Annotated in this window: 23 protein-coding genes; 12 read left to right on the forward strand and 11 right to left on the reverse strand. The window is 68.1% G+C overall.

Annotated elements, in window-relative coordinates; all coding sequences use genetic code 11:
- Positions 1–118: 118 nt before the first annotated feature.
- On the reverse strand, positions 119–508 hold the full coding sequence (locus KXD98_RS20790; protein ID WP_260760167.1) for a hypothetical protein: 390 nt from the start codon (positions 506–508) through the stop codon (positions 119–121).
- On the opposite strand from KXD98_RS20790, the gene KXD98_RS28435 reads away from it, so the two are divergent.
- Entirely contained in the window at positions 498–3,371 is a 2,874-nt protein-coding gene (locus tag KXD98_RS28435; protein WP_313901246.1) for a hypothetical protein, read from the forward strand. The two genes, KXD98_RS20790 and KXD98_RS28435, sit on opposite strands and share 11 nt — an antisense overlap.
- Positions 3,372–3,427: 56 nt before the next feature.
- On the opposite strand, the gene KXD98_RS20800 is transcribed toward KXD98_RS28435, so the two are convergent.
- The 5 genes from KXD98_RS20800 to KXD98_RS20820 form a co-directional block, all read right to left on the reverse strand.
- Entirely contained in the window at positions 3,428–5,062 is a 1,635-nt protein-coding gene (locus KXD98_RS20800) for a fatty acyl-AMP ligase (protein WP_260760168.1), read from the reverse strand.
- A gap of 321 nt (positions 5,063–5,383) precedes the next feature.
- Entirely contained in the window at positions 5,384–6,352 is a 969-nt protein-coding gene (locus tag KXD98_RS20805; protein WP_260760169.1) for a 4-(cytidine 5'-diphospho)-2-C-methyl-D-erythritol kinase, read from the reverse strand.
- 84 nt (positions 6,353–6,436) lie between these two features.
- Positions 6,437–7,384 carry a 16S rRNA (adenine(1518)-N(6)/adenine(1519)-N(6))-dimethyltransferase RsmA gene (gene rsmA, locus KXD98_RS20810; protein ID WP_260760170.1) on the reverse strand — a complete coding sequence of 316 codons (948 nt, stop codon included), beginning with the start codon at positions 7,382–7,384 and terminating at the stop codon, positions 6,437–6,439.
- Positions 7,381–8,508, reverse strand: coding sequence for a resuscitation-promoting factor (locus tag KXD98_RS20815; RefSeq protein ID WP_260760171.1), 1,128 nt, complete (start codon positions 8,506–8,508; stop codon positions 7,381–7,383). Before KXD98_RS20815 ends, rsmA begins: the two co-directional genes overlap by 4 nt.
- A 77-nt stretch (positions 8,509–8,585) precedes the next feature.
- On the reverse strand, positions 8,586–9,437 hold the full coding sequence (locus KXD98_RS20820; RefSeq protein ID WP_260760172.1) for a TatD family hydrolase: 852 nt from the start codon (positions 9,435–9,437) through the stop codon (positions 8,586–8,588).
- A gap of 26 nt (positions 9,438–9,463) precedes the next feature.
- Between KXD98_RS20820 and metG the strand changes: the two genes are divergently transcribed.
- The 7 genes from metG to KXD98_RS20855 all read left to right on the forward strand — a co-directional run bounded on the left by metG (position 9,464) and on the right by KXD98_RS20855 (position 17,949).
- Positions 9,464–10,996, forward strand: coding sequence for a methionine--tRNA ligase (metG, locus tag KXD98_RS20825; RefSeq protein WP_260760173.1), 1,533 nt, complete (start codon positions 9,464–9,466; stop codon positions 10,994–10,996).
- A gap of 1 nt (position 10,997) precedes the next feature.
- Positions 10,998–12,347, forward strand: a complete 1,350-nt coding sequence (gdhA, locus tag KXD98_RS20830; protein WP_260760174.1) for an NADP-specific glutamate dehydrogenase — start codon at positions 10,998–11,000, stop codon at positions 12,345–12,347.
- 52 nt (positions 12,348–12,399) lie between these two features.
- Complete coding sequence (locus KXD98_RS20835) at positions 12,400–13,617, forward strand: NAD(P)/FAD-dependent oxidoreductase (RefSeq protein WP_260760176.1); 1,218 nt, start codon at positions 12,400–12,402, stop codon at positions 13,615–13,617.
- Positions 13,614–14,516, forward strand: coding sequence for an RNA polymerase sigma factor SigJ (sigJ, locus tag KXD98_RS20840; protein WP_260760178.1), 903 nt, complete (start codon positions 13,614–13,616; stop codon positions 14,514–14,516). Before KXD98_RS20835 ends, sigJ begins: the two co-directional genes overlap by 4 nt.
- A gap of 101 nt (positions 14,517–14,617) precedes the next feature.
- Entirely contained in the window at positions 14,618–15,781 is a 1,164-nt protein-coding gene (locus KXD98_RS20845) for an NAD(P)/FAD-dependent oxidoreductase (RefSeq protein WP_260760179.1), read from the forward strand.
- Positions 15,778–16,671: an RNA polymerase sigma-70 factor gene (locus KXD98_RS20850; RefSeq protein ID WP_260760180.1), complete on the forward strand. Its 894-nt coding sequence runs from the start codon at positions 15,778–15,780 to the stop codon at positions 16,669–16,671. Before KXD98_RS20845 ends, KXD98_RS20850 begins: the two co-directional genes overlap by 4 nt.
- Positions 16,672–16,701: 30 nt before the next feature.
- Complete coding sequence (locus KXD98_RS20855) at positions 16,702–17,949, forward strand: aminodeoxychorismate synthase component I (protein ID WP_260760181.1); 1,248 nt, start codon at positions 16,702–16,704, stop codon at positions 17,947–17,949.
- On the opposite strand, the gene rsmI is transcribed toward KXD98_RS20855, so the two are convergent.
- On the reverse strand, positions 17,919–18,755 hold the full coding sequence (gene rsmI, locus KXD98_RS20860) for a 16S rRNA (cytidine(1402)-2'-O)-methyltransferase (protein WP_260760182.1): 837 nt from the start codon (positions 18,753–18,755) through the stop codon (positions 17,919–17,921). The genes KXD98_RS20855 and rsmI overlap by 31 nt on opposite strands.
- A gap of 24 nt (positions 18,756–18,779) precedes the next feature.
- Here rsmI and KXD98_RS20865 point away from each other — a divergent pair, with 24 nt between their 5' ends.
- On the forward strand, positions 18,780–20,321 hold the full coding sequence (locus tag KXD98_RS20865) for a dolichyl-phosphate-mannose--protein mannosyltransferase (RefSeq protein ID WP_260760183.1): 1,542 nt from the start codon (positions 18,780–18,782) through the stop codon (positions 20,319–20,321).
- 87 nt (positions 20,322–20,408) lie between these two features.
- Here KXD98_RS20865 and arcA read toward each other — a convergent pair whose 3' ends face one another.
- The gene (gene arcA, locus KXD98_RS20870) at positions 20,409–21,617 is read right to left on the reverse strand and encodes an arginine deiminase (RefSeq protein ID WP_260760184.1); all 1,209 of its coding nucleotides are present in this window, start codon (positions 21,615–21,617) and stop codon (positions 20,409–20,411) included.
- Positions 21,618–21,663: 46 nt separating this feature from the next.
- Between arcA and soxR the strand changes: the two genes are divergently transcribed.
- Both soxR and KXD98_RS20880 read left to right on the forward strand, forming a co-directional pair.
- Entirely contained in the window at positions 21,664–22,098 is a 435-nt protein-coding gene (soxR, locus tag KXD98_RS20875) for a redox-sensitive transcriptional activator SoxR (RefSeq protein ID WP_260760185.1), read from the forward strand.
- Between the two features lie 32 nt (positions 22,099–22,130).
- A complete protein-coding gene (locus KXD98_RS20880) occupies positions 22,131–22,739 on the forward strand; it encodes an alpha-ketoglutarate-dependent dioxygenase AlkB (RefSeq protein WP_260760186.1) in 609 nt (202 codons plus the stop codon).
- 1 nt (position 22,740) lies between these two features.
- Here the strand turns inward: KXD98_RS20880 and KXD98_RS20885 are convergent, their stop codons facing one another.
- A complete protein-coding gene (locus tag KXD98_RS20885; RefSeq protein ID WP_260760187.1) occupies positions 22,741–23,406 on the reverse strand; it encodes a DUF5642 family protein in 666 nt (221 codons plus the stop codon).
- 28 nt (positions 23,407–23,434) lie between these two features.
- A complete protein-coding gene (locus KXD98_RS20890; protein WP_260760188.1) occupies positions 23,435–24,085 on the reverse strand; it encodes a DUF5642 family protein in 651 nt (216 codons plus the stop codon).
- Positions 24,086–24,246: 161 nt separating this feature from the next.
- Here KXD98_RS20890 and KXD98_RS20895 point away from each other — a divergent pair, with 161 nt between their 5' ends.
- A complete protein-coding gene (locus KXD98_RS20895; protein ID WP_260760189.1) occupies positions 24,247–24,939 on the forward strand; it encodes an LpqN/LpqT family lipoprotein in 693 nt (230 codons plus the stop codon).
- Between the two features lie 9 nt (positions 24,940–24,948).
- Here KXD98_RS20895 and KXD98_RS20900 read toward each other — a convergent pair whose 3' ends face one another.
- Positions 24,949–25,947: a GNAT family N-acetyltransferase gene (locus KXD98_RS20900; RefSeq protein ID WP_260760190.1), complete on the reverse strand. Its 999-nt coding sequence runs from the start codon at positions 25,945–25,947 to the stop codon at positions 24,949–24,951.
- Positions 25,948–25,983: the final 36 nt, after the last annotated feature.

The following is a 25,983-nucleotide window of genomic DNA, read 5'->3' on the forward strand; positions in this document are numbered from 1 at the left end:
GAAATGCTCGCGCAACACGGCGGCCGTCGGAGGACTTCGCCGTGCGGCGCTGGTTGAAGGTCGGCGCCGCGTCGGCCGGCCTCGGTGCAGCACTGGTGGGTTTCTCCCTGATGGGTCCTCAGATCGGCGTCGCCGCCGCCGAGGACACCAGTTCGTCATCGTCAGCCAGTTCGTCACCACGCAGTTCCGAATCCACCTCGGCCGGCACGAGAAGTGACCGTTCAGATCGTGATTCCGCGACGCCCGGCAAGCGGACGCGCGCATCTGCGGATGCGTCCACCGCAGCCCGCAAGAGCACCACGTCGCGCAGCACCGTCGATGTCGAGGCGGCCCTGACAACCGAAGGGAACCACTGGGCAGCCGAGAAAGCCGACACCGCGGAGCCGTCGAGTACCACAAGCCGCTCGACCACCAACCAGCCCGACCCGGCACCGGCGTCAACCTCCTCCGATCGTCGCAGCGCCCAGCCGTCCACCACCAGCACCGAGGTGCAGGTGGTGGTCGACACAGTCGATCTTGAGCCGAAGGCCCTGAGCTCCAATGCAGCCCCACTGGGGCCCGTGACCACACCAGGCCTGTTCACCTTCCTGTTCGGCAACGGCACCGCCGCCCGACCCAACGGCGGCATCCTGATCGGCAACGGCTTCTCCTGGACTGCTGACACCTGCCCCGCAGTGACCTCCTGCAAGGGCGGTAACGGTGGCATCTTCGGCAACGGCGGAAACGGCTTCAACGGCGGAAACGGCGGGCGCGCAGGCTGGTTCGGGGATGGCGGAAACGGCGGGATCGGTGTGGCCGGACTCAACGGCGGCGCCGGCGGAAACGGCGGCGCGGGCGGGCTGATCTACGGCAACGGTGGTGCGGGCGGCGCCGGGGCCACCACGGTGGCCGGGTCCCTCGGCGGGCGCGGCGGCTCGGCCGGTGTGTTCGGACACGGCGGCGACGGCGGCGCCGGTGGCACCTCGACCGGTGACTTCCGCGGCGGAACCGGAGGTCAGGGCGGCACCGGTGGCCTGCTGTCCGGAGACGCCGGAGACGGCGGCGACGGCGGCGACGCCATCCTGAACGGTCAGACCGGCGGCACCGGTGGCCGCGGCGGCGACACCGGACTGGTATCGCTGTCGGGCAACGCCGGCGCCGGCGGAGCCGGTGGCAACGCCAGTTTCGGCGGACAAGGCGGCGACGGCGGAAACATCGGCCTGCTGGCCCCCTCTGGCATGGGCGGCGACGGCGGCGCGGGAGGCAACAGTCCCCGCGAGGGCAACAGCGGCAACCAGGGCGGAAACGGCGGAAACGGCGGCCGGGCCGGTCTGCTCATCGGCAACGCGGGCGACGGCGGCGAAGGCGGACGCGGCGGCGGGAACGGCGGCAACGGTGGCAACGTCGGGCTGCTGTCCCTGTTCGGCGCCGGTGGTGACGGCGGCGACGGCGGACAGGGCCAGGCGGGATTACCGGGGCTCAACGGGACGAATGCAGAACCCGACGGCGCCGAGGGCGGCACAGGCGGCTTGGGCGGGCGCGGCGGCAACGGTGGCCGGGGCAGTCAACTCTTCGGCGTCGGCGGCAACGGCGGTGACGGTGGCGCGGGCGGAACCGGCGGCAAGGGCGGTCAGGGACGCTACGGCGAGCGCGTTCCCGTCGGGCCCGGCCGGGACGGAGGCAACGGCGGAGACGGCGGAACCGGAGGACCCGGCGGGGCGCTCGGCGGCCTGCCCGGTACCGGTCGCTTCTTCCTTTTCATCGCCGCGAACGGAACCGCCGGTGCCGTCGGTGCCGGCGGCACCGGCGGTGAGGGTGGCGCCGGCGGTGACGGCGGCTTCTCCGATGACGGTAGCGACGGGGGCAACGGCGGCAAAGGTGGAAACGGCGGGGCCGGTGGAGCCGCCGTCGCAGGCGGCGACGGCGGTGACGGCGGAAACGGCGGGGTCGGCGGCGCCGGCGGGGAAGGCGGTGACCTCACCGCCGGCGGAACCGGCGGCACCGGCGGTAACGGCGGGGTCGGCGGCGCCGGTGGGCCCGGACTCGATGACGATGATCCCGGCGGCGACGGCGGGGCGGGCGGCAGCGGAGGGGGTGGCGGTAACGGCGGTTACGGCGGAACTCCCGGAGTCGGTGGCAACGGGGGCGACGGCGGGGACGGTGGCGACGGCGCGCCCGTCGACGGGGACGGCGGCCTGGGTGGCGCCGCAGGTGAGGGCGGCCTGGGCGGTTACGACCCCGACGACGACCAGGCGGCCAGTGGCCAGGACGGTGACCGCGGCGCCGACGGTACACCGGCAACCAGCGCCACGGCCACGGTGACCGACTCGGCGTCGTTCTTCACCGAGATCAGCCGTGCGCTGGCCTACGTGTACTTCAATCGCGCGCCGAGCGTCTCCCCCGACATCGGCGGCCAGGTCGGCGACGACAAGTCGATCACCATTGATCTGAATGGCAAGAGCAACAACGGCTTCGAGGTCTCCTACACCATCAAGGAGGGGCCGCGGTACGGCCGCTTGGAGCTCGGGGAGTCACCCGGCACCTTCGTCTACGTCGCCGACGAGACGTTGATCAGGCCGGGCATCGTCGACAGCTTCATCATCACCATCGACAACGGCGCGGCGGCCAAGCGTCCCGGTCTGGCAGGCCTGTTGCAGACTCTGTTGCACAGTTTCGCTGTGCGGATGGGCTATTCCGACGCCGACACCATCGACGAGCAGATCACCGTCACGGTCAGCGGAGATGGACAGTACGGAAATGCCAAGGACGCCGCGGAATATTGGGTCTCACAGAATTACGAGAATTGCGTGCTTCAGGCCAGTGCGGCCGCCATCGGCCAGGCCACCCGCAGCACCCCGCCCGGTGAGGAGTGGATGGTCCATCTGGCCAAGACCACCGACAGTGTGGCCGAACCGGGCCGGAAGATGTATTTGCACGAGCGCATCTCCGAAGGTGTCGACGAAGAGGATGCGGCGGCACTGATGCAGATGTACTTCGACGTCACCGCAACCCACCGGAAATACGGCACCTTGGACAAGGAGACCGATACCTGGAGTTCCACAGAGCAAGACGGTCAGGATGCGCTGCGTGACCTGCAGGCCGCACTGGCTCGCGGCGACGCCGCGATGGTCGCCTATCCCGTCGCGATCGTCTGGAGCGCCGTCACCGATTTCATTCCGGGCCCTGAGAACAGCTACACCTACGCCGACCACGCAGCAGTTGCGACGCAGGTCGATCTGAAACGAGGCATCGTCTACGTCAACGACAGCTCGATGACCGATAAGGGGGAGCCGGTCGGACAAGCCAAGGCATTGCCGATCGGCGTCTTCATGGCCGGTTGGCAGGCCGCCAACTATGAGCTGACCATCGTGTCGGCCAAGAAGTCCGACTAGCCCGCGCCGATTCCCGGCGTAGCCCAATCCTGTTGGGCCCGCCGGGATTCGGCATTCTAGGTGACCAGCGAGACCGAGGTGGAACGGCGCAGCTTGCCCGAGGATGTCTTCGGGATGCTGCCCGGGCCGAGCACCACGACATTGCGCGGGCGCACGTCGACCTCGGCGACGACCTCGTGAGCCACCTGATGTTCGATGCGGCGCACCTCGACCGGGTCCTGCCAGGCGTTGGACTCCACAGCGACAGCGAACGTCTCCCGGGAGTGCCCGGCATCCAGGCGCACCGCGACGGCACAACCCTGCCGGACCCCGTCGACGCGGCCGGCGGCGCGCTCGATGTCGGTGGGATAGATGTTGCGCCCGGCCATGATGATGACGTCCTTGACGCGGCCGCACACCACCACATGACCTGACTCGGTCAGATAGCCGAGATCTCCGGTGTCATACCAGCCGTGCTCGTCTTGAGCCGGGATGAACCCGCCCATGGTCATGTAGCCCGGGGACACGCATTCGCCGCGCAGCTCGATCACCCCGACGCCGCGCGGCGGCATCACGTTGCCGTGGTCATCGATGACGCGCGCCTCGAGATCCTTGAGCAGCGGGCCGAGCGTGGCCAGTCGCTTGGTGTGCCCTTTGGTGGCGGGAACCGCCCGCCGCAGGGCGGCCAGCAGATCGGCGTCCACCTCGTCGACCACCAGACCGGCTCCGCACGGCGAAAACGAAACCGCCAGGGTGGTTTCGGCCATGCCATAGGCGGGCAGGATCGCCTCGGGCCGCAGCCCGAACGGCTTGCCCGCGTCGATCAGGTCGTCGACGTCGGCCGGTTCGACCGGCTCCGCTCCGGACAGCGCGAAACGCAACGTCGACAGATCGAACTCGCCCGGCTTGGCCTGCCGGCGCAGCCGTTTGGCGAACAGCGCGTAGGCGAAGTTCGGCGCCGCGGTCATGGTGCCCTTGTACTTGTCGATCAACCGGGCCCACAGCAGAGTGTCGCGCAGGAAGTCGACCGGGGTGACCTTGACCAGCTCCGCGCCGAAGTACATCGGGATGGTCAGAAAGCCGACCATGCCCATGTCGTGGAAGCAGGGCAGCCAGCTGACCATCACGTCGGTGTCGACGTCATATTCGGCACCGATGAACATCGCCTCGGCGTTGGAACGGATGTTGCGGTGGGTGATCTGAACGGCTTTGGGCGACCCGGTGGAGCCCGAGGTCAGCTGCATCAGCGCCAGATCGTCCTCGCCGACATCGATCGGATCGATCGGGTCCGAGGCGAGCAGCTCCGCGACCGTCAGCACCGTGATGCCCTTCTCCTCGAGTACCGGGATGGCGACGGTGAAGGGCTCGGAGACGATGACGGCCTTGGCTTCGATCATGCCGATGACGGTCAGGGTGTCCTCGGCCCACAGCGCGAGGTCGGTGCGCGGAGTCGGCTGATGCAGCATGGTCAGGCTGGCCCCGCGCATCCACAGGCCCTGCGCGGTCGGAGCGATCTCGACCGGGTATCCGGCCAGGACACCGACCGCGTCACCGCGTCCGACGCCAGCCGCAGCCAGCCCACCGGCAATGCACCGAGCACGCTCGTGCACCTGCGCCCAGGTGTGCCGAACCGGAGTGTGCGGTTCACCGGTCACCATGCCTCGCGAACTGGCGCGGGCGCTGGCATACATCTTCTCGGTGAATTTGCTCACGACGACCTCCTCGTCGACATCTGCCCGGGTGCACATGCCCTTTTGCCATGCTCCGCCTGATGCGCGGCCTTTTCGCGGAGGCGCGCAAACAATTGGGGAGCGGTTGTGTCTCGAATCGGTGATGTCCTGAAGACCAGGTCAAAGCCGGTACCGGCAGCCCGCCGCCCACCGTCCGCGACGGCGGGCGGGCCGTTTTCGTCCACTGCTTGACCGCTGGCACTCACCGACGTCATCTTAGGCAACTCTTAAGTAGCTGCCAAACGTAAGCGATTATTGAGGTGCGTGTCACATCACCCTCCCCACCGCCGGTACCGGAGCAGGTCATGCCGACGGCGACGTTCCGGGAATGACGCGCGCACCGGGGACCGGCCCACTGGCCACCCGCACGGTTCTGCACACCCCGGCGCCGGCCAATTCGGCACCGACCCGCACGGCCGCGTCACCCGAGGAACACAGAAATGCGCACGTGGGCCCGGACCCTGACACCACGCCCGCCAAGGCGCCGGCCTCGATGCCGGCGCGCAACGTACGCCGCAGTGCCGGTTGCAGATTCAGCGCTGCCGGTTGCAGGTCGTTGCCCAGTAGCGCGGCCAGCTGCGCGGGGTCACCGGAGGCCAGCGCGGAAAGCACCGGTTCGGGTGATTCCAGCCGGGCCGGAAGCTGGCGCTCCTGTTCGGCACGCAACCGATCGATCTCACCGAAGACCCTGGCCGTCGACAGCCCGCCCGACGCGAAGGCCAGCACCCAGTGGAAGGTGTCGCGGGCCAGCACGGTGGTCAGTTCCTCGCCGCGACCGGTGCCCAGAGCGGTCCCGCCGTGCAGAGCGAAAGGCACGTCGCTGCCCAGTCGCGCGGCCAGCGTGTGCAGGTCCCGGCGCGGCACGCCGAGCTCCCACAACTCGTTCATCGCCACCAGAACCGCAGCGGCATCGGCACTGCCGCCGGCCATCCCGCCGGCGACCGGGATCGCCTTGTCGATCGCGATGGCGACGTCCGGGGCGCGCCCGACGTGCTCGGCCATCAGGACGGCGGCCTGCCAGGCAAGATTGCTCTCGTCGGTGGGCAGCGTCTGAGCACCCTCCCCCGTCACCTCCAGTGACAGCAGGTCGGCGGTGGTGACGGTGACTTCGTCGAACAGCGAGACCGCGTGGAAGACGGTGGCCAACTCGTGATAGCCGTCGTCGCGGCGATCACCGACCTCGAGATAGAGGTTGACCTTGCCGGGAACACACACCGTCACCGACCCGGTGGTCACCCAGTCGGTGGCGGTACTGCCCTCACCCACGGTCATCGGACGACACTAACGTCCTCGAACCCACCCGTGCGCGCGCGCAGGCCGCAGGCTTACCTCCACGGTGCACCAGATCGGTCGCCGTCAGAGCGTGGAGACCTGAGCGTCCTCGCCGTCGACGGCGGCCGGCACAGCCGGAACCTCGGCAGCCTCCGGCTTGGGCACGATGTGCCAGTCCTCGGAGCGCTGCAGCAGCCGCACGAAGTCGTTGATGGCCAACGTCTCCGGGCGACGGGCAGGATCGATGCTGGCGGCCAACAGGCGGCTGGCGGACTCGTTGCCCGATCCGGCCCAGTCGGCGAATGCGTTACGGGCGGTCTTGCGTCGCTGCGCGAAGCCGAGGTCGATGAGGCTGAAAACCTGGTCGCGGAATTCGGCGTCGGTCGGCCAGGGCGATGTCTCGAAGCGGTCGATACGCACCAGACCGGAGTAGACGCGCGGGATCGGCCAGAACACCGTCGGCGAGACCATGCCGTAGCGGCGCACGTTGCCGTGGAACCGGACCTTGGCGCTGGGCACCCCGTAGTCCTTGCCGCCGGGCTCGGCGGCGAGCCGCTCGGCGACTTCGGCCTGCACCATCACCATCACGGTGCGGATGGACGGGAACTCGGCCAGTAGGTGCAGCAGCGCCGGAACGGCGACGTTGTAGGGGAGGTTGGCAACCAGTGCGGTCGGCTCTTCGGTCATCTCCGAACGCTCGAACGTCAGGATGTCGCGATTGAGCACCGTCAGCCGGTTGATCTCGCTGTGCGAGTGGTCACCGATCGTGATGGGCAGCTGCCGCGCCAGGATCGGATCGATCTCCACCGCGGTGACCTTGGCGCCGCGGTCGAGCAGCGCCAGCGTCAGCGAGCCCAGGCCCGGACCGACTTCCAGCACGTGATCGTTGCGGTTGACGCCAGAGGCGGACACGATTCGGCGCACGGTGTTGGCGTCGTGGACAAAGTTCTGGCCGAAAGACTTCCTGGGCCTGAAGTCAATCGACTTAGCCAGGTGTCGGATTTCAGTTCGCCCGAGCAGTCGTATGGTCACGATGCACCGATCCTCCCGCTACATGTCGGCCACGCCCCCCAGCCTTGGCGCGCCTTGGTTACTTCAGCTATCGCGATCTGCTCTTCTCGCGTTGCCAGATCCGCCCGCTGAGCATACCTCAGACCACCGTTGCGCTCCCAGGTGTTTTGATCAAATTGGACGCCACCAAAATATCCGTTGCCAGTATTGATCGACCAGTTACCTCCTGCTTCGCAGCGGGCGAGCGCGTCCCAGGTGGCGCCGTTGGACACCGGAGGCACCTCGGTGCCCGGCTTGGCGCCGACCCTCAGCACACCATCGCGCGCCGGAGCGACGATGACATTGGCTACTGGCAACTTTCCGGTCTCGACGCCGTTGACCGTGGCCACGGAGAATGTGACGTCCTGGACACCGGCAGCACCGGGATCCTCCACGATCTGGCGGCTCATGTTCAGCGTCTCGTCCTCGATGCGCTGGTGGTTGGGCTCGAGCGGGAGGCGCTCGGTGACCTTCGCGATCCGGACCCGGGTGACCCTGATCTGCATCCCCTCGACGACCGGCGAGGCAGGTGCCGGGATGACGGTGTCACTTTGCTGGAGTGGGGCCCCCGCAGCTTCCAGCAAGGCCGCGACGTTCGGTGCGGCGAGCCGGACCTCACGGACTGCCCCGGCGTCGTCGAGCTGCACTTTTTTGGCGCTGACCACGGGAAGCGCCATGCCGGCCAGCGGTACGCGGCTGCCGCGGGAAGCCGCCAGCGGGGCCTTGTCGGTCATCTGCAACTGCGCCAGCGCCTCGTCAACCGTCGACGCCGTAGTCCACACCTGCTCGGTGCCGCCGCCGTCGGTGGAGATCTCCAGCGGACGGCTGCGCTGCAGCACGATGGTGTCGGACTGGTTCAGCGGGGTGTCGGCGGCCGGGAAGAGGTCGTCGCGCTCACCGACCTGGAAACCGTTCTCGGTGACCACGTCGATCACCCGGGATTTCATTGTCGGCACCGTCATCGACGCCCCGTCAACGGTCAGCGTTACGGTTTTGTGAGAGGCAACGGCGACACCACCGGCAAAGGCCAAAGCGAGTAAAAGCGCCGCAACCACCAGTCGTAGCAACGGCGAGCGCGTCTGGTGCAACGTGTTCAATGCGTTCAAGATGTCGTCTATCCCCGACCCGCGCGCACGGCTGCGGCGGCCAGTCATTTTCGGTCACAGGACCGTAACGAAAAGGTCTACGTCCGGCAACTCGCCAGACCGAAAACCCGCTCGGCGGTTGCCGAGCTCTCCTCGGCGATCGCCTGCGCCGGTCGATCCAGCAGCTCGGCGAGCGCTCGCACAGTGTAGGGCAGGCAGTAGGGCTCGTTCTTCGCGCCGCGATACGGGTGCGGCGTCAGAAACGGTGCGTCAGTCTCGACCAGCAGTTGCCGCGGCGGAATCAACGGCGCGGCTTCGCGCAGCTCACGGGCATTCCGGAAGCTCACCGTGCCGGACAGGCTCAGGATCCAGCCGGCCTCGACGCACGCGCGGGCCATCTGAGGGCCGGAGGAAAAGCAGTGAAAGATCACAGTCTGCGGTGGGCCCTCGGCATGCAACACGTCCAGAATCTCGGCATCGGCGTCCCGGTTGTGGATCATCAGCGGCTTGCCGGTGCGCTTGGCCAGGTCGATGTGCCAGGCGAACGCCTCCCGCTGCTGCGCGGGCTGCGCGCAGCCGTCCAGCCGCCCCGGCCAGTACAGGTCCATGCCGGTCTCACCGATCGCCACCACCCGGGGGTGCGCGGCGAGCGTCTCGATCTCGCCGCGCGCCTGCTCGGTCAGCGCATCAGCACGCGTCGGGTGCAGCGCCACCGCGGCGTACACCCGCTCATCCCACTCGGCGGCCGTGGTGACCCAGCGCGCCGACTCCATGTCGTCGGCGATCGTCACCACGGCGCGCACCCCGGCGCTCGCGGCACGATCCAGCATCGCGTGCACATCGTCGGCGTCGGCGGCACCGCATGCGTCGAGGTGGGTATGAGCGTCGATCAACGGTGTGAGGGGTTCCGGTGGCGGCGGCGGCTCACGCCGCTGTTTCGTGGAGCTCACAGGCCACACTCTAGGGTGAGGTGGACATGAGCGAGCCCTACTACATCACCACGGCGATCGACTACCCCAACGGTGCGCCGCACATCGGTCACGCCTACGAGAAGGTCGCCACCGACGCCATCGCCCGGTTCAAGCGTCTCGATGGCTTCGACGTGCGATTTCTGACCGGAACGGATGTGCACGGTCTGAAGATGGCCGAAACCGCAGCCAGGCTCGGTGTACCGACAGCCGAACTGGCCCGCACCAATTCCGAAGTGTTCCAACACATGCAGGAACGCCTCGACGTCTCGTTCGACCGGTTCATCCGCACCAGCGACGCCGACCACTTCCAGGCCTCCGAGGAAATCTGGCGGCGCATGAACGACGCCGGCGACATCTATCTCGGGACCTACGCAGGCTGGTACTCGGTGCGCGACGAACGCTTCTTCGCCGAGGACGAGATCGAGGAGCGCGACGGCGTCCGCGTCGCGATCGAGACCGGCACCCCGGTGACCTGGACCGAAGAGCAGACCTATTTCTTCCGGCTGTCCGCCTATGGCGACAAGCTGCTCGAGCATTACCGCACCCATCCGGAGTTCATCGCACCCACTGTGCGACGCAACGAGGTCGTCAGCTTCGTCTCCAGTGGACTGCGCGACCTGTCGATCTCGCGGACCACGTTCGACTGGGGCGTGCCGGTGCCCGAACACCCCGACCACGTCATGTACGTGTGGGTCGACGCACTGACCAACTATCTGACCGGCGTCGGCTTCCCGGACACCGGCTCCGAGATGTTCACCCGCTTCTGGCCGGCCGACCTGCACATGATCGGCAAGGACATCATCCGGTTCCACACGGTGTACTGGCCCGCGTTCCTGATGTCGGCCGGCATCGAGCTGCCCAAGCGGGTTTTCGCCCACGGGTTCATCAACGTCAAGGGCGAGAAGATGAGCAAGTCGGTGGGCAACGTGATCGATCCGCTGGCACTCGTCGACGAATTCGGCGTGGATCCGGTTCGCTTCTTCCTGTTGCGCGAGATCCCGTTCGGACAGGACGGCAGCTACAGCGAAGAGGGCATCATCGCGCGGATCAACGCCGACCTGGCCAACGAATTCGGCAACCTGGCCCAGCGTTCCCTGTCCATGGTCGCCAAGAACCTTGACGGCATGGTGCCGACACCGGGCGAGTTCAGCGCCGAGGACGAGGCGCTGCTCGCCGACGCTGAGGCGCTGCTCGAGCGAGTCCGCGCCCACTACGACGCCACCGCCATGCACCTTGGGCTGGAAGCGATCTGGTCGGTGCTGGGTGCGGCCAACCGCTACTTCTCGGCCCAAGAGCCGTGGGTCCTGCGCAAGAGCGATCCGCAGCGCTTTGCCACCGTGCTCTACACGACGCTGGAAGTCGTGCGGATCGCCGCGCTGCTCAGCCAGCCAGTAATGCCGGCCTCGATGTCCACACTGCTCGACCTGCTGGGCCAGACCCAGGACCAGCGCGCGTTCACCGCGGTGGCCACCCGGCTCGTCCCGGGCATCGCATTGCCTGCACCCACCGGCGTGTTCCCTCGATACCAGACGGCATGAGATGACAGACCTGCACGGAAGACTGCAAGACATCTACGACGAAGTGGCACATCGCAATCCGGGTGAGGCCGAGTTTCACCAGGCCGTCTTCGAAGTCCTCAACAGCCTGGGCCCGGTGGTCCAGAAGCATCCGGACTACGTCGACTCCGCGGTGATCCGACGACTGTGCGAGCCGGAGCGTCAGATCATCTTCCGGGTGCCCTGGATCGACGACCACGGGGTGGTACAGATCAACCGGGGCTTCCGGGTGGAGTTCAACTCCGCACTCGGACCGTTCAAGGGCGGGTTACGTTTTCACCCGTCGGTGTATCTGGGCATCGTGAAGTTCCTCGGCTTCGAGCAGATCTTCAAGAACTCACTGACCGGCATGCCGATCGGCGGCGGCAAGGGCGGGTCCGACTTCGACCCGAAAGGCCGCAGCACCGGCGAGGTCATGCGGTTCTGCCAGTCGTTCATGACCGAGTTGTACCGCCATCTCGGCGAGTACACCGACGTGCCGGCCGGTGACATCGGCGTCGGAACACGGGAGATCGGCTACCTGTTCGGCCAGTACAAGCGGATCACCAATCGCTACGAATCTGGCGTCTTCACCGGCAAAGGCATGACCTGGGGCGGTTCGCAGGTACGCACCGAGGCCACCGGCTACGGCACGGCGTTCTTCATCAACGAGATCCTCAACGCCGCCGGCGACAGCTTCGAGGGCAAGAACGTGGTGGTGTCGGGCTCGGGAAACGTCGCAATCTACGCGATCGAGAAGATCCACGAGCTCGGCGGCACCGTGATGGCCTGTTCGGACTCCAGCGGCTACGTGGTCGACGAGAAGGGCATCGATCTATCGCTGCTCAAGGACATCAAGGAAGTGCGCCGCGGCCGAATCTCGGAATACGCCGAAAAGCGAGGGGGTGGCGTCTCTTCGGTCGAGGGCCGCAACGTGTGGGAAGTCCCGTGCGACATCGCCGTTCCGTGTGCCACCCAGAACGAGATCAACGGCGACGAGGCCACGGCGCTGATCAAGAACGGCTGCCGGATCGTCGCCGAGGGCGCGAACATGCCGTGCTCGCCGCAGGCGGTCAAGCAATTCACCGACGCCGGGGTGATCTTCGCGCCGGGCAAAGCGGCCAACGCCGGCGGCGTGGCAACCAGCGCCCTGGAGATGCAGCAGAACGCCTCACGCGACTCGTGGACGTTCGCCGACACCGAGATGCGACTCGAGCAGATCATGCGCCGCATCCACAATCGCTGCCTGATCACCGCCGAGGAGTACGGCCAACCGGGCAACTACGTCGCGGGCGCCAACATCGCGGGGTTCACCCGGGTCGCCGACGCGATGCTGGCACTCGGCGTGGTCTAGTGATCTAGGTCACTCTTCGTCACGACCGAGTGCGCCCCGGTGTCTTGAGGACATGACCGAAAACACCACACCTCCCACGGTCGTCGTCCTCGGCGGCGGTTACTCCGGAACGCTGGCAGCCAATCAGCTCCGCATGCGCGGCGGCGGGATACGTCCCGACGTCACGCTGGTCAATCCGCGTCCCACGTTCGTCGAGCGGATACGTCTGCACCAAGTGGTCACCGGCGGTTACGACGCCGCGCTGGACTACAGCACGGTGCTGGGCGACGGTATTGACCTGATCGTTGACACCGCGACACGAATCGAGGCCGCGGCGCGTTCGGTGCGCCTGGCCTCGGGCCGCTCACTGGACTACGACTACCTCATCTACGCGGTGGGAAGCACGGCAGCCGTACCGTCGTCAGTACCGGGTGTGGGTGAGTTCGCCTATACCGTCGCCGAACTCGAGGAGGCCCAGCGACTCCACGCGCGACTGGTTGATCTGCACCCGGCGGCGCCGATCACCGTTGTCGGCGGCGGGTTGACCGGAATCGAGGTCGCTGCCGAGCTCGCCGAACAGGGCCGTCGTGTGACGTTGGTCTGCGGCGGACAACTCGCGCCGACCCTGTCAGATCGCGGTCGTCGGTCGGTGGGCAGGGTGTTGGCCCGGCTGGGAGTGGCAGTCCTCGCCGACGACGTCGTCGCCGAGGTGCGTGCCGATGCGGTGGTTTTCGCCGACGGAGCGGTCCGGCCCACCGCCGTCACGGTGTGGGCTGCGGGTTTCGCCGCCCCGGGGCTGGCCAGCGCGAGCGGCTTGAGCGTCGACATCGTCGGCCGCCTGCGGACCGATGAGACACTCACCAGTGTGGATGACGACCGGATCGTCGCAGCCGGTGACTGCGCCGCGCCGTCGAGTGCGCCGCTGCGCATGTGCTGCGCGACGGCATCGCAGCTCGGGCCACAGGCCGCCAACACCGTCCTGAGCCGGATCGCCGGCACCGAGCCGGCGGCCCTGGAGTACGGGTTCGCCGGCAATTCGTGCACCAGTCTGGGCCGCCGTCGTGGCATTTTTCAGTTCGGCCGCAGCGACACCACGCCGATCAACCTCTACCTCGGCGGCCGCGCGGCCGCGGCCTTCAAGGAGATCGTCTGCCGAGGCACGGTCTGGGGGCTGCGTCGTCAAGCTCGCAAACCCGGTTCGGCTCGCTGGTTCACGGGTGGCCCGCGACCCAGCGCCGACGATGGACGCCTGCGAGAAGAACCCGTCACCGAAACGGGTGGGCACTTGTGACGTCACCGGAACGGCACGCCGAACGCTTCAACCACTTCCGCCCGCTGCTGTTCACCATCGCCTACGAAATCCTGGGATCGGCGGTCGAATCTGACGACGTGTTGCAGGACAGCTACCTGCGCTGGGCTGACGTCGATCTTCAGAAGGTGCGCGACACCAAGTCTTATCTCGCGCAGCTCGTGACACGGGAGGCGCTCAATGCACTGCGGGCCGGGGCCCGCCGCCGCGAGCACTACGTCGGCCCGTGGTTGCCCGAGCCGCTGCTGGTCGACGAACGCGATGCGGCCACCGATGTCGTACTGGCCGAATCGGTTTCGGTCGCGATGCTGGTGGTGTTGGAGTCGTTGACGCCGGACGAACGCGCGGTGTTCGTGCTGCGCGAGGTCTTCGGCTTCGACCACGAAGAGATCGCAGACGCGGTCGGCAGATCCGTGGGTGCGGTGCGCCAGATAGCGCACCGTGCCCGCGCACACGTTCAGTCCCGACGTCGACGGTTCGGCCCGGCAGATGCCAAGTGGACGGCACAGGTCACCGATAAGTTTCTCAAGGCGGCCCACACCGGTGAGGTGGCGGAGCTGATGGCGATGCTCGCGCCAGACGTCGCGTTCGTCGCCGACAGCGGCGGCAAGGCGACCGCCGTCCGCCGCCCCATCGTCGGTGACGAACGGGTGGCCAGGATTCTGACGCGATTCTTCCAGTTCATCCGCGACACGGCCGACGTCCGCATCGAGCTGACCACGTGCAATTTCGCTCCTGCCATCGCCATTCATCGAGGACCCACCTTCGAAGGCCTTGTCCTCATCGAGGTCGCCGAGGGCCAGATCACCAACTTCTACGCCGTCCGGAACCCGGACAAGCTGGCCGCGTTCGCGGTACGCCGGACCATCAGTCGGCAGTGACCTGCGCCACATTCAGCCGTCGGGTGTCACACTGTGCGGGTGCGCGGTGTCTCGAGGGCAGACCGACTCAGCAGCGAGCCGGATGACCGAAGGAGATCGTCATGACCACCACCCCCAGCGTCGTCGTCATCGGTGGCGGATACGCCGGCGTGATGGCCGCCAATCGGCTGGCCCCGCACGCCCGCGTCACCCTGATCAACCCACGGCCGCAGTTCGTCGAGCGCATCCGCTTGCACCAATTGGCTGCAGGCAACGACGACGCCGTCGCCGACTTCGCGACGCTGCTGCATCGTGATGTCGAGCTGGTGGTCGACAACGCCACCACGATCGACGCCGCCGCGCGCCGGGTGCAGCTGGGCTCGGGCGGCCCGATCGCCTACGACTATCTGATCTATGCCGTCGGCAGCACCGGCGCGGTGTCGCCGTCCCTTCCTGGTGCCGAATTCGTCTATCCGATCAGCGAATTGGAACAGGCGCAACGATTGCGTGCACGGCTCGACGACATCGCCGACACCGCGCCGATCGTCGTGGTCGGCGGTGGCCTGACCGGCATCGAGGCGGCCTCTGAGTTCGCCGGAGCGGGTCGCGCCGTCACCCTCGTCGCGACCGCGGTCGGCCCGTCGCTGAGCGCACCGGGCCGCCGTTCGGTGGCCAGGCAGCTGCGCAAGCTCGGCGTGACGATGCTGGAGGGCCCGGAAGCAAACGTGACGGCTGTGACCGCCGACCGGGTGCGGTTGGCCGACGGGCGCAGCCTGCCCAGCGCGGTGACCGTGTGGACCGCGGGCTTCGGAGTCCCCGGGCTGGCGGCCGCCAGCGGACTGACCACCGACGTGCTGGGCCGCATCATCACCGACGAGACGTTGACCAGCGTCGACGATCCCCGCATCATCGCTGCCGGCGATGCCGCATCACCGTCGCGGCTGCCGTACCGGATGAGCTGCCAGGCCAGCCTCCCGATGGGAGCCCATGCCGCCGAAACCGTGCTGGCCAGGATCTCGGGAACCCGGCCCGACGACGTCTCGGTGCTGATGTCGGCTCAGTGCATCAGCGTGGGCCGCCGCGGCGGGACCCTGCAGATCCAGCGCAAGGACGACACGCCGCTCCCCCTCTACCTGGGTGGTCGCACCGGTGCGTTCATCAAGGAGCAGGTGTGCCGGTTCACGCTGAAGTGGCTGACCGCCGAAGCCGAGCGTCCGGGGTCCTACACACTGCGCCGCGGAGCGGACCGTTCGGCGCAGCTGATCCCGGCAGTGCCCTCCCGATGACGACCGAACGGGACGAGCACGCCGAGAGGTTCACCCTCCTGCGTCCGCTGCTGTTCACAATCGCCTACGAAATCCTCGGCAGTGCCACAGAATCCGACGACGTGCTGCAGGACAGTTACCTGCGCTGGGCAGAGGTGGACCTCGCGACGGTCACCGACACCAAGGCCTACCTCGCGCAGCTCGTCACCCGCCAGGCGCTCAACGCGCTGCGGGCGCAGTCGCGCCGCCGCGAGGACTATATCGGGCCGTGGCTGCCGGAACCGCTGCTGACCGACCATGACGCATCGGCCGATGTGCTGCTGGCCGAGTCGGTTTCGATGGCGATGCTGGTGGTCCTGCAGACATTGAGCCCCGACGAGCGGGCAGTGTTCGTACTGCGCGAGGTGTTCGGGTTCGGCCACGACGAGATCGCGTCGACGATCGGCAAATCCAGCGCCGCGGTGCGCCAGCTCGCCCATCGGGCCCGTGAACACGTCCAGGCCCGCCGCAAGCGGTTCGAACCGGTGGATCCGAAAGTGTCCACCGAGATCACCACCCGGTTCTTCACCGCCGCGGCCACCGGTGACCTCGACGGTCTGATGGCGATGCTCGCACCCGACGTGGTGTGGACCGCCGACAGCGACGGCAAGGTCTCCGCCGCGCGCCGGCCGGTCGCGGGCGCCGACCGCGTCGCACGGCTCATCATGGGATTCGTGCGGCTCGCGGGTGACCAGGGCCGGGTGCAGACGGCGATCTACAACAGCGCGCCGGCGTTGGTGCTCTACCTCGGCGATCAGCTGGAAGGCGTGGTCACCTTCGAGGTCATCGACGGCAAGATCACCAACTTCTACGCGATGCGCAATCCCGAGAAGCTCTCGACCGTCACCGTGCCGCGGCCCATCGGCCGGTAGCTCACCATCGGCATCTGACAAGCTGAGCCGGTGCATGTCGAGCGGCTCGGTGCTGTGGGCGCGGCCCCCACGGTGTTGCGCGCGCTGGCCGCTGCGACCGCCCGACTGGGTCTGCCGCCGCCCGCGGCGCTTCTCGGCGAATGGTTTCACTCACGCGCGGTGATCGCACCGTCACTGTCGGTGACCCCGGTCGCCGTCGCCGAGGCGTTCGACGTACCCGCCGGCGCCGGGACCGATGGGCCGGTCGGCGGCGGCTGGTTCGGTTACCTCGCCTACCCGGACGCCGGCGCCGACGGTGCCGGTCCCCGGGTTCCGCCAGCAGCCGGCGGATGGTCGGACTGTGTACTGCGATGCGACAACGACGGAATCTGGTGGTACGAAAGCCTCTCCGGTGCAGCCATTCCCGACTGGGTCACCGAGGCCCTCAGTCGTCGACCCCCGCCGACTGACGCGGTCATCCGCTGGGGCGACGCGGACCAGGAGGCACATCGACGAGGCGTCGCGTCCTGCCTGGAGGCCATCGCCGCCGGAGAGGTGTACCAGGCCTGCGTGTGCACGCAGTTCACCGGCACGCTGGTCGGCGAGCCGTGGGAGTTCTTCGCCGAGGCGGTGGCGCGCACCGCGCCGGCCCGCGCCGCCTACCTCGCCGGAAACTGGGGTGCGGTGGCGTCGCTGTCGCCGGAGTTGTTCCTCCGTCGCCGTGGCGAATTGGTCACCTCCAGTCCGATCAAGGGCACGTTGCCGCACACCGCTGATCCAGTAATGCTGCGGGCATCGGTCAAGGACGTCGCCGAGAACATCATGATCGTCGATCTGGTCCGCAACGACCTGGGCCGGGTCGCGCGCACGGGATCGGTGACAGTACCCGAACTGCTGTCGGTGCGCGCCGCTCCCGGCGTGTGGCATCTGGTGTCCACGGTGGCAGCCCAGGTTCCCCACGACGTGCCGATGTCGGCGCTGCTGGCGGCCGCATTCCCCCCGGCTTCGGTCACAGGAACACCGAAAGTCCGTGCTCGTCAACTACTTTCGACATGGGAACCTCGTCGGCGCGGCGTCTACTGCGGCACCGTGGGGCTTTCCTCGCCGGTGGCCGGCGCTGAGCTCAACGTGGCGATCCGAACCGTCGAGTTCGTCCACGACGGCACCGCGGTGCTCGGCGTCGGTGGCGGAATCACCGCAGATTCCAACCCGGCCGCCGAGTGGCAGGAGTGTCTGGACAAGGCCGCACCGATCCTGGGCGACGCACGTCAGGCGCGTGCGCGCAGCACCGCGTCGTAGAGCTCACGGCGCGGCGGCGCCCCCGGCGTCGAGGACACCACCGCTGCACACGCGTCCTTGACGCGCATCCCGTCGTCGACCAACCGGTTCACCCGATCGACCAGCTCATCGGTGTCGGCGACCGGTGTCGCGCCGTCCAACACGACGGTGACCTCTCCGAGGACCCCGTCAGCAGCCCAGTCGGCAAGCTCACCCAACGTCCCGCGCACGATCTGCTCATGAGTCTTGGTCAGCTCGCGGCACACCACCGCGCGGCGCTGCGGACCCAGGACGTCCACGGCGTCGCGCAGGCAGTCGGCCAGCCGGCGCGGGGACTCGAAGAACACACACGTGCGCGGCTCCAGCGTCAGCCCCTGCAGCCAGGTGGTGCGGGCGGACTGCTTGCGTGGCGCGAAACCCTCGAAACAGAACCGCTCCGCGGGCAGCCCCGCGACGGCCAGCGCCGTCGTCACCGCCGACGGGCCCGGCAGACACTGCACCGGTAGGTCAGCCTGGACGCACGCCGAGACCAGCCGGTAGCCGGGGTCGCTGATCAGCGGCATGCCGGCGTCGCTGACCAGCAGCACCGTCGCGCCGCTGCGGATGTCGTCGACCAACGCCGGGACTTTGGTGGCTTCGTTGCTGTCGAACAGGCTGACCACCCGGCCGCCGATCCGGACCTCCAGCGCAGCGGCCAGCGACCGCACCCGGCGGGTGTCCTCGGCGGCGATCACGTCCGCGCCGGCCAGCGCGCGCACCAACCGGACCGAGGCGTCCGACGGCTGCCCCAGCGGCGTGGCACCGATGAGCAGTCGTCCGGTGGTCATGTCAGACAGCCTACGATCGCTTAGGTGACCGCCCCCGCCACCGACGCCACGCGCGCGGTTGCGGTGGCAAGCCCCGCACCGCTGGTGCCGGTGGCCGACTTCGGCCCACTGGACCGGTTGAACGGCTGGGTGATGACCGCGGTGCTGGTCGCGCTGGCCGCCATCACCCGATTCCTGAACCTGGGTTCGCCCACCGATGCCGGAACCCCGATCTTCGACGAGAAGCACTACGCACCGCAGGCCTGGCAGATGCTGCACAACGGCGGTGTCGAGGACAACCCCGGCTACGGGCTGGTGGTGCATCCGCCGCTGGGCAAGCAGCTGATCGCGATCGGCGAGGCGATATTCGGATACAACGCGCTGGGGTGGCGGTACTCCGGAGCGGTCTGCGGCGTGGTGTTGGTCCTGCTGGTCGTGCGGATCACCCGGCGGATCAGTCGCTCGACGCTGGTGGGAGGGATTGCCGGGCTGCTGGTGATCGCCGACGGCGTCACGTTCGTCACCGCCCGCACGGCGCTGCTGGACGGTTTTCTGACGATGTTCGTCGTCGCCGCGTTCGGCTGCCTGATCGTCGACCGTGACCAGGTTCGACAGCGGATGCACAACGCGTTCTTGGACGGCCGGATCGCCGAGACTCGGTGGGGTCCGCGGCTGGGTGTGCGGTGGTGGCGATTCGGCGCCGGGGTGTTGCTGGGGATGGCCTGCGCGACGAAGTGGTCCGGCCTGTACTTCGTGGTGTTCTTCGGTTTGATGACGGTGGCGTTCGACGTCGCCGCCCGCAAGCAGTATCGGGTGCCACGGCCGTGGCTGGGCACCCTCGGCCGAGATGTCGGCCCCGGGCTCTACGCGCTGGTGCTCATCCCGTTCGGGGTCTACCTGGCGTCCTACACACCGTGGTTCGCGTCGGAGACGGCGATCAACCGGCATCAGGTGGGACGGGCGATCGGTCCCGACAGCGTGCTACCGGTACCCGACGCGGTCCGCTCGCTGTGGCACTACACGTATGCGGCCTACAGATTCCACTCCGGCCTGACCAACGCCGACGGCAACCACCACCCGTGGGAGTCCAAACCGTGGGCATGGCCGATGTCGCTGCGGCCGGTGCTCTACGCGATCGACACCGAGAACATTGCAGGGTGCGGCGCGCAGTCGTGCGTGAAAGCGGTGATGCTGGTCGGGACCCCGGCGATGTGGTTTCTCGCGGTGCCGGTGCTGGCCTGGGCGTTGTGGCGAGCGTTCGTCAAGCGCGACTGGCGCTACGCGGCGCTGCTGGTGGGCTATGGCGCAGGCTTTCTGCCCTGGTTCGTCGACATCGATCGGCAGATGTACTTCTTCTACGCCGCGACCATGGCCCCGTTCCTGGTGATGATCATCGCGTTGATCCTGGGCGACATCCTGCACAAACCCAAGCAGAACGCCGAGCGGCGCACGCTGGGCCTGTTGGTGGTGTGCTGTTATGTCGCGCTGGTCATCACCAACTTCGCCTGGCTGTACCCGATCCTGACCGGGCTGCCGATCTCCCAGCACACCTGGAACATGCAGATCTGGCTACCGTCCTGGCGCTGACTGTTGCGTCTCGCCAAAGTGCACCCACCGTAGTCACATCTGCCGCGTCGCTACCGTCAGTGCACTTTGGCGGAACCGAAGCCCACGCTAGAGCGGGTCGCGGGCAGCCGGACAGGACATACACCGCGGGCCGCCTCGCCCGGTCCCCAGCTCGGAGGCTGCGATCGACAACACCTCGATACCCGAGTCCGCGAGGCGCGCATTGGTTTCCGCGTTGCGCTCGTAGGCCACCACCACGCCGGGAGCCAGCGCCAGCGTGTTGTTGCCGTCGTCCCACTGCTCACGCTCTGCGGTCACCGGATCCAACCCGGTGTCGATGACGCGTAGCTTGGCGATGCCCATCGCATCGGCCGCCGCGGCAACGAACGGCGCAGCGCGGTCGATCGTCACCCCGCCGGCGGACCGCCGGATCGTGAACGCTGTCAACGAGTCGACCACATTCGGGTACATGACCACGGCGTCGGTGTCGACCATCGTGCACACCGTGTCCAGGTGCATCTGGGCGCGACCCTGCTCGATCGGCACCGCCAGCACGGTGTGCGCCAGGTCGTCGTCGAAGAGGCTGCGGGCCAGCGCTTCCGCCCCGGCCGGTGTGGTTCGCTGCCCGACGCCGACAGCCACCACCCCGGGCGCCAGCAGCAGCACATCTCCACCCTCCACCGGCGCCGATCGCGACTCGTAGGCGCGGCGCACGCCGAGGAAACGGGGATGATGGGCATAGATCAGGTCCGTCAGTGAGGTCTCACGCACCCGCGCAGGCAGCGCCAAGGAGGTGATCGCCACGCGTGGGCCGATCCAGAACGAGGAGTCCCTCGCGAACAGCAGGTTGGGCAGCGGGTCGATGACGAAGTCGGCGCCATGGTGCATGCGGCGAACCAGCGAGAGCTCATTCTCGCCGAAAGGCAGCTCGTCGAACGTCATTCCGGCGATCAGCACCCGCGCCAGGTCCACGGCGGGAAGCGTCCGCAGGTATGTCGAGAGTTCCTGAGCCAATGGCGATCCCAGGCGGCGGGCGTTGACCGCAGCCGAGATTCCGTGCATCCGCGCCGCGCCGCTGTGAGCGATCGCCTCGGTCAGCAGATCACCGAGCAGGAGTACCTCCACGCCGCGCGACCGCAACAGGTCGGCGAACGCGTCGTGCTCCTGCTGCGCCCGATCCACCCACGGAAGGCCGTCGAACAGCAGCGAGTCGTTGTTACGCGGAGTCAGCCGCTTCAGCTCCGGACCGGGCCGGTGCAGCACCACCACCCGCAGTGCACCGACCTCGGAATTGCATCCCAGCACCGCCTCCGCCACACGTAGCACCGTAGCGCCGACAGGAGCCTCAACTATTGTTCAGGTCATGGACAGGTCGTCGGCGATGACCCCCGGGGAGATGGCGGCGCGCAGCGGAGTCGCGGTGTCGGCGCTGCACTTCTATGAACGTCAAGGCCTGATCGTGAGCACCCGCACCGGAGGCAACCAACGTCGCTACGCGCGCGAGACGCTGCGACGTGTGGCGTTCATCCGGATGTCGCAACGACTGGGGATCCCGCTGGCCCGTATCCGCGACGCGCTGGCCACCCTTCCTTCCGACCGCGTGGCGACCAGTAAGGACTGGGCCCGGTTGTCGGCCGGTTGGCGCAAAGAACTCGACGAGCGCATCGCCCATCTGGAGCGGCTCCGTGACAATCTGACCGGCTGCATCGGATGCGGTTGCCTGAGCTTGAAGGCGTGCACCCTGGTCAACCCTGGCGATGTGTTGGCCAGCCAAGGACCCGGGGCCACCGGACTGTAAAAGTCGAACAATTGTGCGATAAACTGCAGCCCATGGAGCAGGCGGTGCAGAGCTCTTTGTTCGACCACGCCGACCGTCGCGACCTCGGCAACGGGGCCTGGCTGGAGGTGCGTTCGGGCTGGCTGTCGCAGGATGGCGCCCGCGACGACGACCTGTTCGGCGAACTGCTGGAGACGATTCCCTGGCGTGCCGAGCGACGCCAGATGTACGACCGCGAGCTCGACGTACCGCGGCTGGTCAGCCATCACCATCTGGTGGACGAGCCGGCTCCGCATCCGCGCCTCAAACAGCTGCGCCGGCGCCTCAACGACACCTACGCAGGCGAACTCGGTGAACCTTTCGTCACCGTGGGGCTCAACCTGTACCGCGACGGTGAGGACTCGGTGGCCTGGCACGGCGACAACATCGGGCGCAGCCGCACCCACGACACCATGGTGGCAATCGTCGGGCTGGGTGCGACCAGGGTCTTCGCGCTGCGTCCGCGAGGCGGCGGCGCCTCGCTGCGACTACGTCATCACCACGGCGATCTGCTGGTGATGGGCGGCTCGTGCCAACGCACCTGGGAGCATGCAGTCCCGAAGACCACCCGCCCCACCGGTGCCCGAATCAGCATCCAGTTCCGTCCGCACGACGTGCGCTGAGCTATCCCCGCACCAGAGCGACCGCCTGACCGACCAGGTCGCGGGCCCGGGCAGTGTCGATCTCGGCCACCGGCGCGTCGGCCACCACCAACGGGTTCGCGGTGACGATGACAATGAAATTGCCGAACTTGGCGACATAGTTGTAGAGCTCGCCGGTACGCGGACCCTGCGCCGTCGTCGTCTGCAGGATGCGATGGGTACCGACGGTGTCGGTGTGCTCGATGTGGGGGGCCTCTACCACTTCGACCAGCCCGCGTACTCCTTGTCCGCTGAACGTGACCTTGTGGCACTGCTCGTCGGGGGTGTTCACCGGCACCGGCGCCGAGGTCTCCACCGCAATCACGATGTAACGCACCCCCTCCCCCTCGGCGGTGACCGCGGCCATGTTGCCTCGGGTTCCCTCCGGCACGGTTTGGTCAACGGCACTGGCGGCGCAGTCGCCGGGATCGAAGGTCAGGCCCGCAGGCAGCGTTTGCGGCGCCAACAGTCGAGGGTCGACTGCGGCCGGACCCACCGAGCTGACGGTGAACGGCGGACCGAAACTGGTCTGGAGATCAGCGATATTGGCGATGTCGGCACCGGACAGGTCGTCGCCCTGCCCGGCCTGACACGCGACGACACCCGCGCACGCCATCAGTGTGGCCACCAACTTGCCCCGGTTCGACATCGGCGCCAATGTACCTGCGCACGGCGCCTCAGCCGCGCAACGCCGCCACCGTTTCGGTCAGCAGATCAGCGGCGTCGTCCGGCGTCAGCGCCGGATGGCCGGCGCCGGGGTCGGTGACGACGGTGACGAAACACACGTGACCGTCCAGGTAGGCCACGAAAGTGTCGGCATGCATGCCGGTTTCGGTCCCGCCCTCGACGACCGTACGGGCCTGCGTGCTCATGCCGTAGACCACTGCGGAGTCCACCGCGGGGGCGGGGATCTCGGTGACGGTGGCGCTGCTGGGCGCCGCGGTGACCTGCCAGTCCCGGCAGCCGCCGATCAGGCCGGCGTCCGGCCGGTCCGGTGTGGCCGCCGCGACGGCGTAGATGATGCCGCCCGCTCCCGAGGCCGACCAGCCGCGCACCGTGGCCGGATCCACCGTCGGCGCGCCCAGGGCCAGGCAGTGCGGCGGATCGGCGCTGGCCGCATCGCGCAGCCCCCACAACGAGATCGGCGATGCCGGTCCGGAGTAGCGCGCCACCTCGTAGCCGTCGGGCACCAGGTCGCGGGCTCGGTCGATCCTGGCCGGGTTGACCGGCTGCACCGCCACGGCCGCCGAGGTGTCGGGTTGCGGTGACGATGTCTGCCCGCAGGCCACGCACAGCGGCACCAGCGCCCATGCCGCCAACCACCTCACGAGGCCTTGATACCACCGACTCGCCCACCCACGCGGCAGGACGCAGGGCGCAGCCGAACTGTCGGATATCTTCCGCTCGGCCCGATATGCTGCGCTGCGATCCGGCCTTCGTTGCGCACAGACCGTGTCGCCGCATCACGGGCCGACGAACAGGAGACCACATGACCAACCCCATGCGTGCCGGCGCTGTCGCGATCGCCGCGGCTGCGCTCGCAATCGGCCTGTCGGCCTGCGGGTCCGACGGCGAGCCGGCGGACCAGACGTCACCAACGGCCACCGAGACCACGGCGCCACCCACCGAGGCACCCGAAACCACCGGCGAGGCGGCCGGCCCCGCCACCACCCTCGACGACTACATCGCAGAGAACAACCTGGTGCGCAGTCCGGTGCTGCCCGGGGACCCGGGGTCACCGACCGTGGAACTGCCCACCCCCGAGGGTTGGGTCGACATGGGCGCGGACACTCCCGAGGGCGCCTACAAGGCGATGACCTTCACCGGAGAACCCCCGGCAGCCGACCCGGCAACGATCGTCACTCGGATGTTCAAGCTGACCGGCAACGTCGACCCGGCCAGGGTTCTTGAGGTCGCACCCAATTTCTTGCGGACCCTGCCCGAGTTCGAGGGACCCGAGACCGGGCAGAGCGGGACCCTCAGCGATTTCGAGGCGGTGACCATCGGCGGTCTCTACGTCCGCGAGGGCGTTCCGCGGATGATCGCCCAGAAGACGGTGGTCATCCCCGGCCAGGACGGGTTGTTCGTGCTGCAGATCGACGCCGAGGGCACCGAGGAGCAGGCCTATCCGCTGATGGACGGGACCGCCGCGATCGACGACGAGACCCGCATCACCCTGTGAGCGAGCTGGTCAGCCGACCGCACGAATGGCCTGGCGCGCCATCGCGCGGATGTTCTTGACCAGCTCGGCGGGCAACGGCAGATCGCCGGCCTTGGGCACGTCGATCTCGGTGACCACCACACCGAGATCGTCGCGCTGCCACGCGGCGCCGAAGCGGTCGAGGATCGCGCGCATCGAGGAGTTGTCGGCGAGCACGCGGGCGGTGAAGCGGCGTACGCCGTCATCGCGGGCCGCGACCGACAGCGCCCACATCATGAAGGTGCCGACGCCACGGCCCTGGTAGGCGTCGCCGACGATGAACGCGATCTCGGCCACGGCGGGGTCGTCGCCGTCACGGACGAACCGCGCGTCGGCGACGACGGGCCCATCGACGCCGTCGGTGAGCACGAACACGAAGTGCTCCAGGTAATCGACCTCGAACAGGTAGGTCATCAATGACTTCGTCGGAGCGCGCACCGACTGGAACCGCCGATAGATCGTCTCGGTGGAGAACTCCACCGGACCGTTGACGGTGCGCTCCACATCCCCGGGAAGCACCGGCCGCAGATACAGTTCGGTGCCGTCGCGCACCCGCACCGGGATGGGAGTGATGAACGCGGCCAGCCGCTGGCGTGCGGTGCGCACCAGCCGATCGACCATGCCGGGTACCTCCAGCATGGTCGAAAACGCCTCGCGCCCACCGACCCAGCCGGTCAACGCTTCGGTGGCCACCACGGTCGCGGTGCGCGGCGCATCGCGCAACAGCGCGATCTCCCCAACGATCAAACCGGGGACGAGTTCGACGACGGTGTCGTGGCCGTCGTCGCCGATATGGGTGACCTCGGCGCGGCCGGACTCGATCAGCAGGAACGACACCGCAAGCTCGCCCTGCTGCATCAGCACCTGACCGGCTGTCGCGGCCAGCGGCCGCAGCTGCTCGGCCAGGGCCGCCAGCGCCCCGACGGGCACACCGGAAAAAACCACCAGCGAGGCCAGGTCCTCGGCACACGCGATGGGCTGGCCCGCCATTTCACGAGATTACGGCTGTCCGACGAGGTCGGGCAA

This window comes from Mycobacterium sp. SMC-4 (genome assembly GCF_025263265.1).
Classification (GTDB): Bacteria; Actinomycetota; Actinomycetes; order Mycobacteriales; family Mycobacteriaceae; genus Mycobacterium.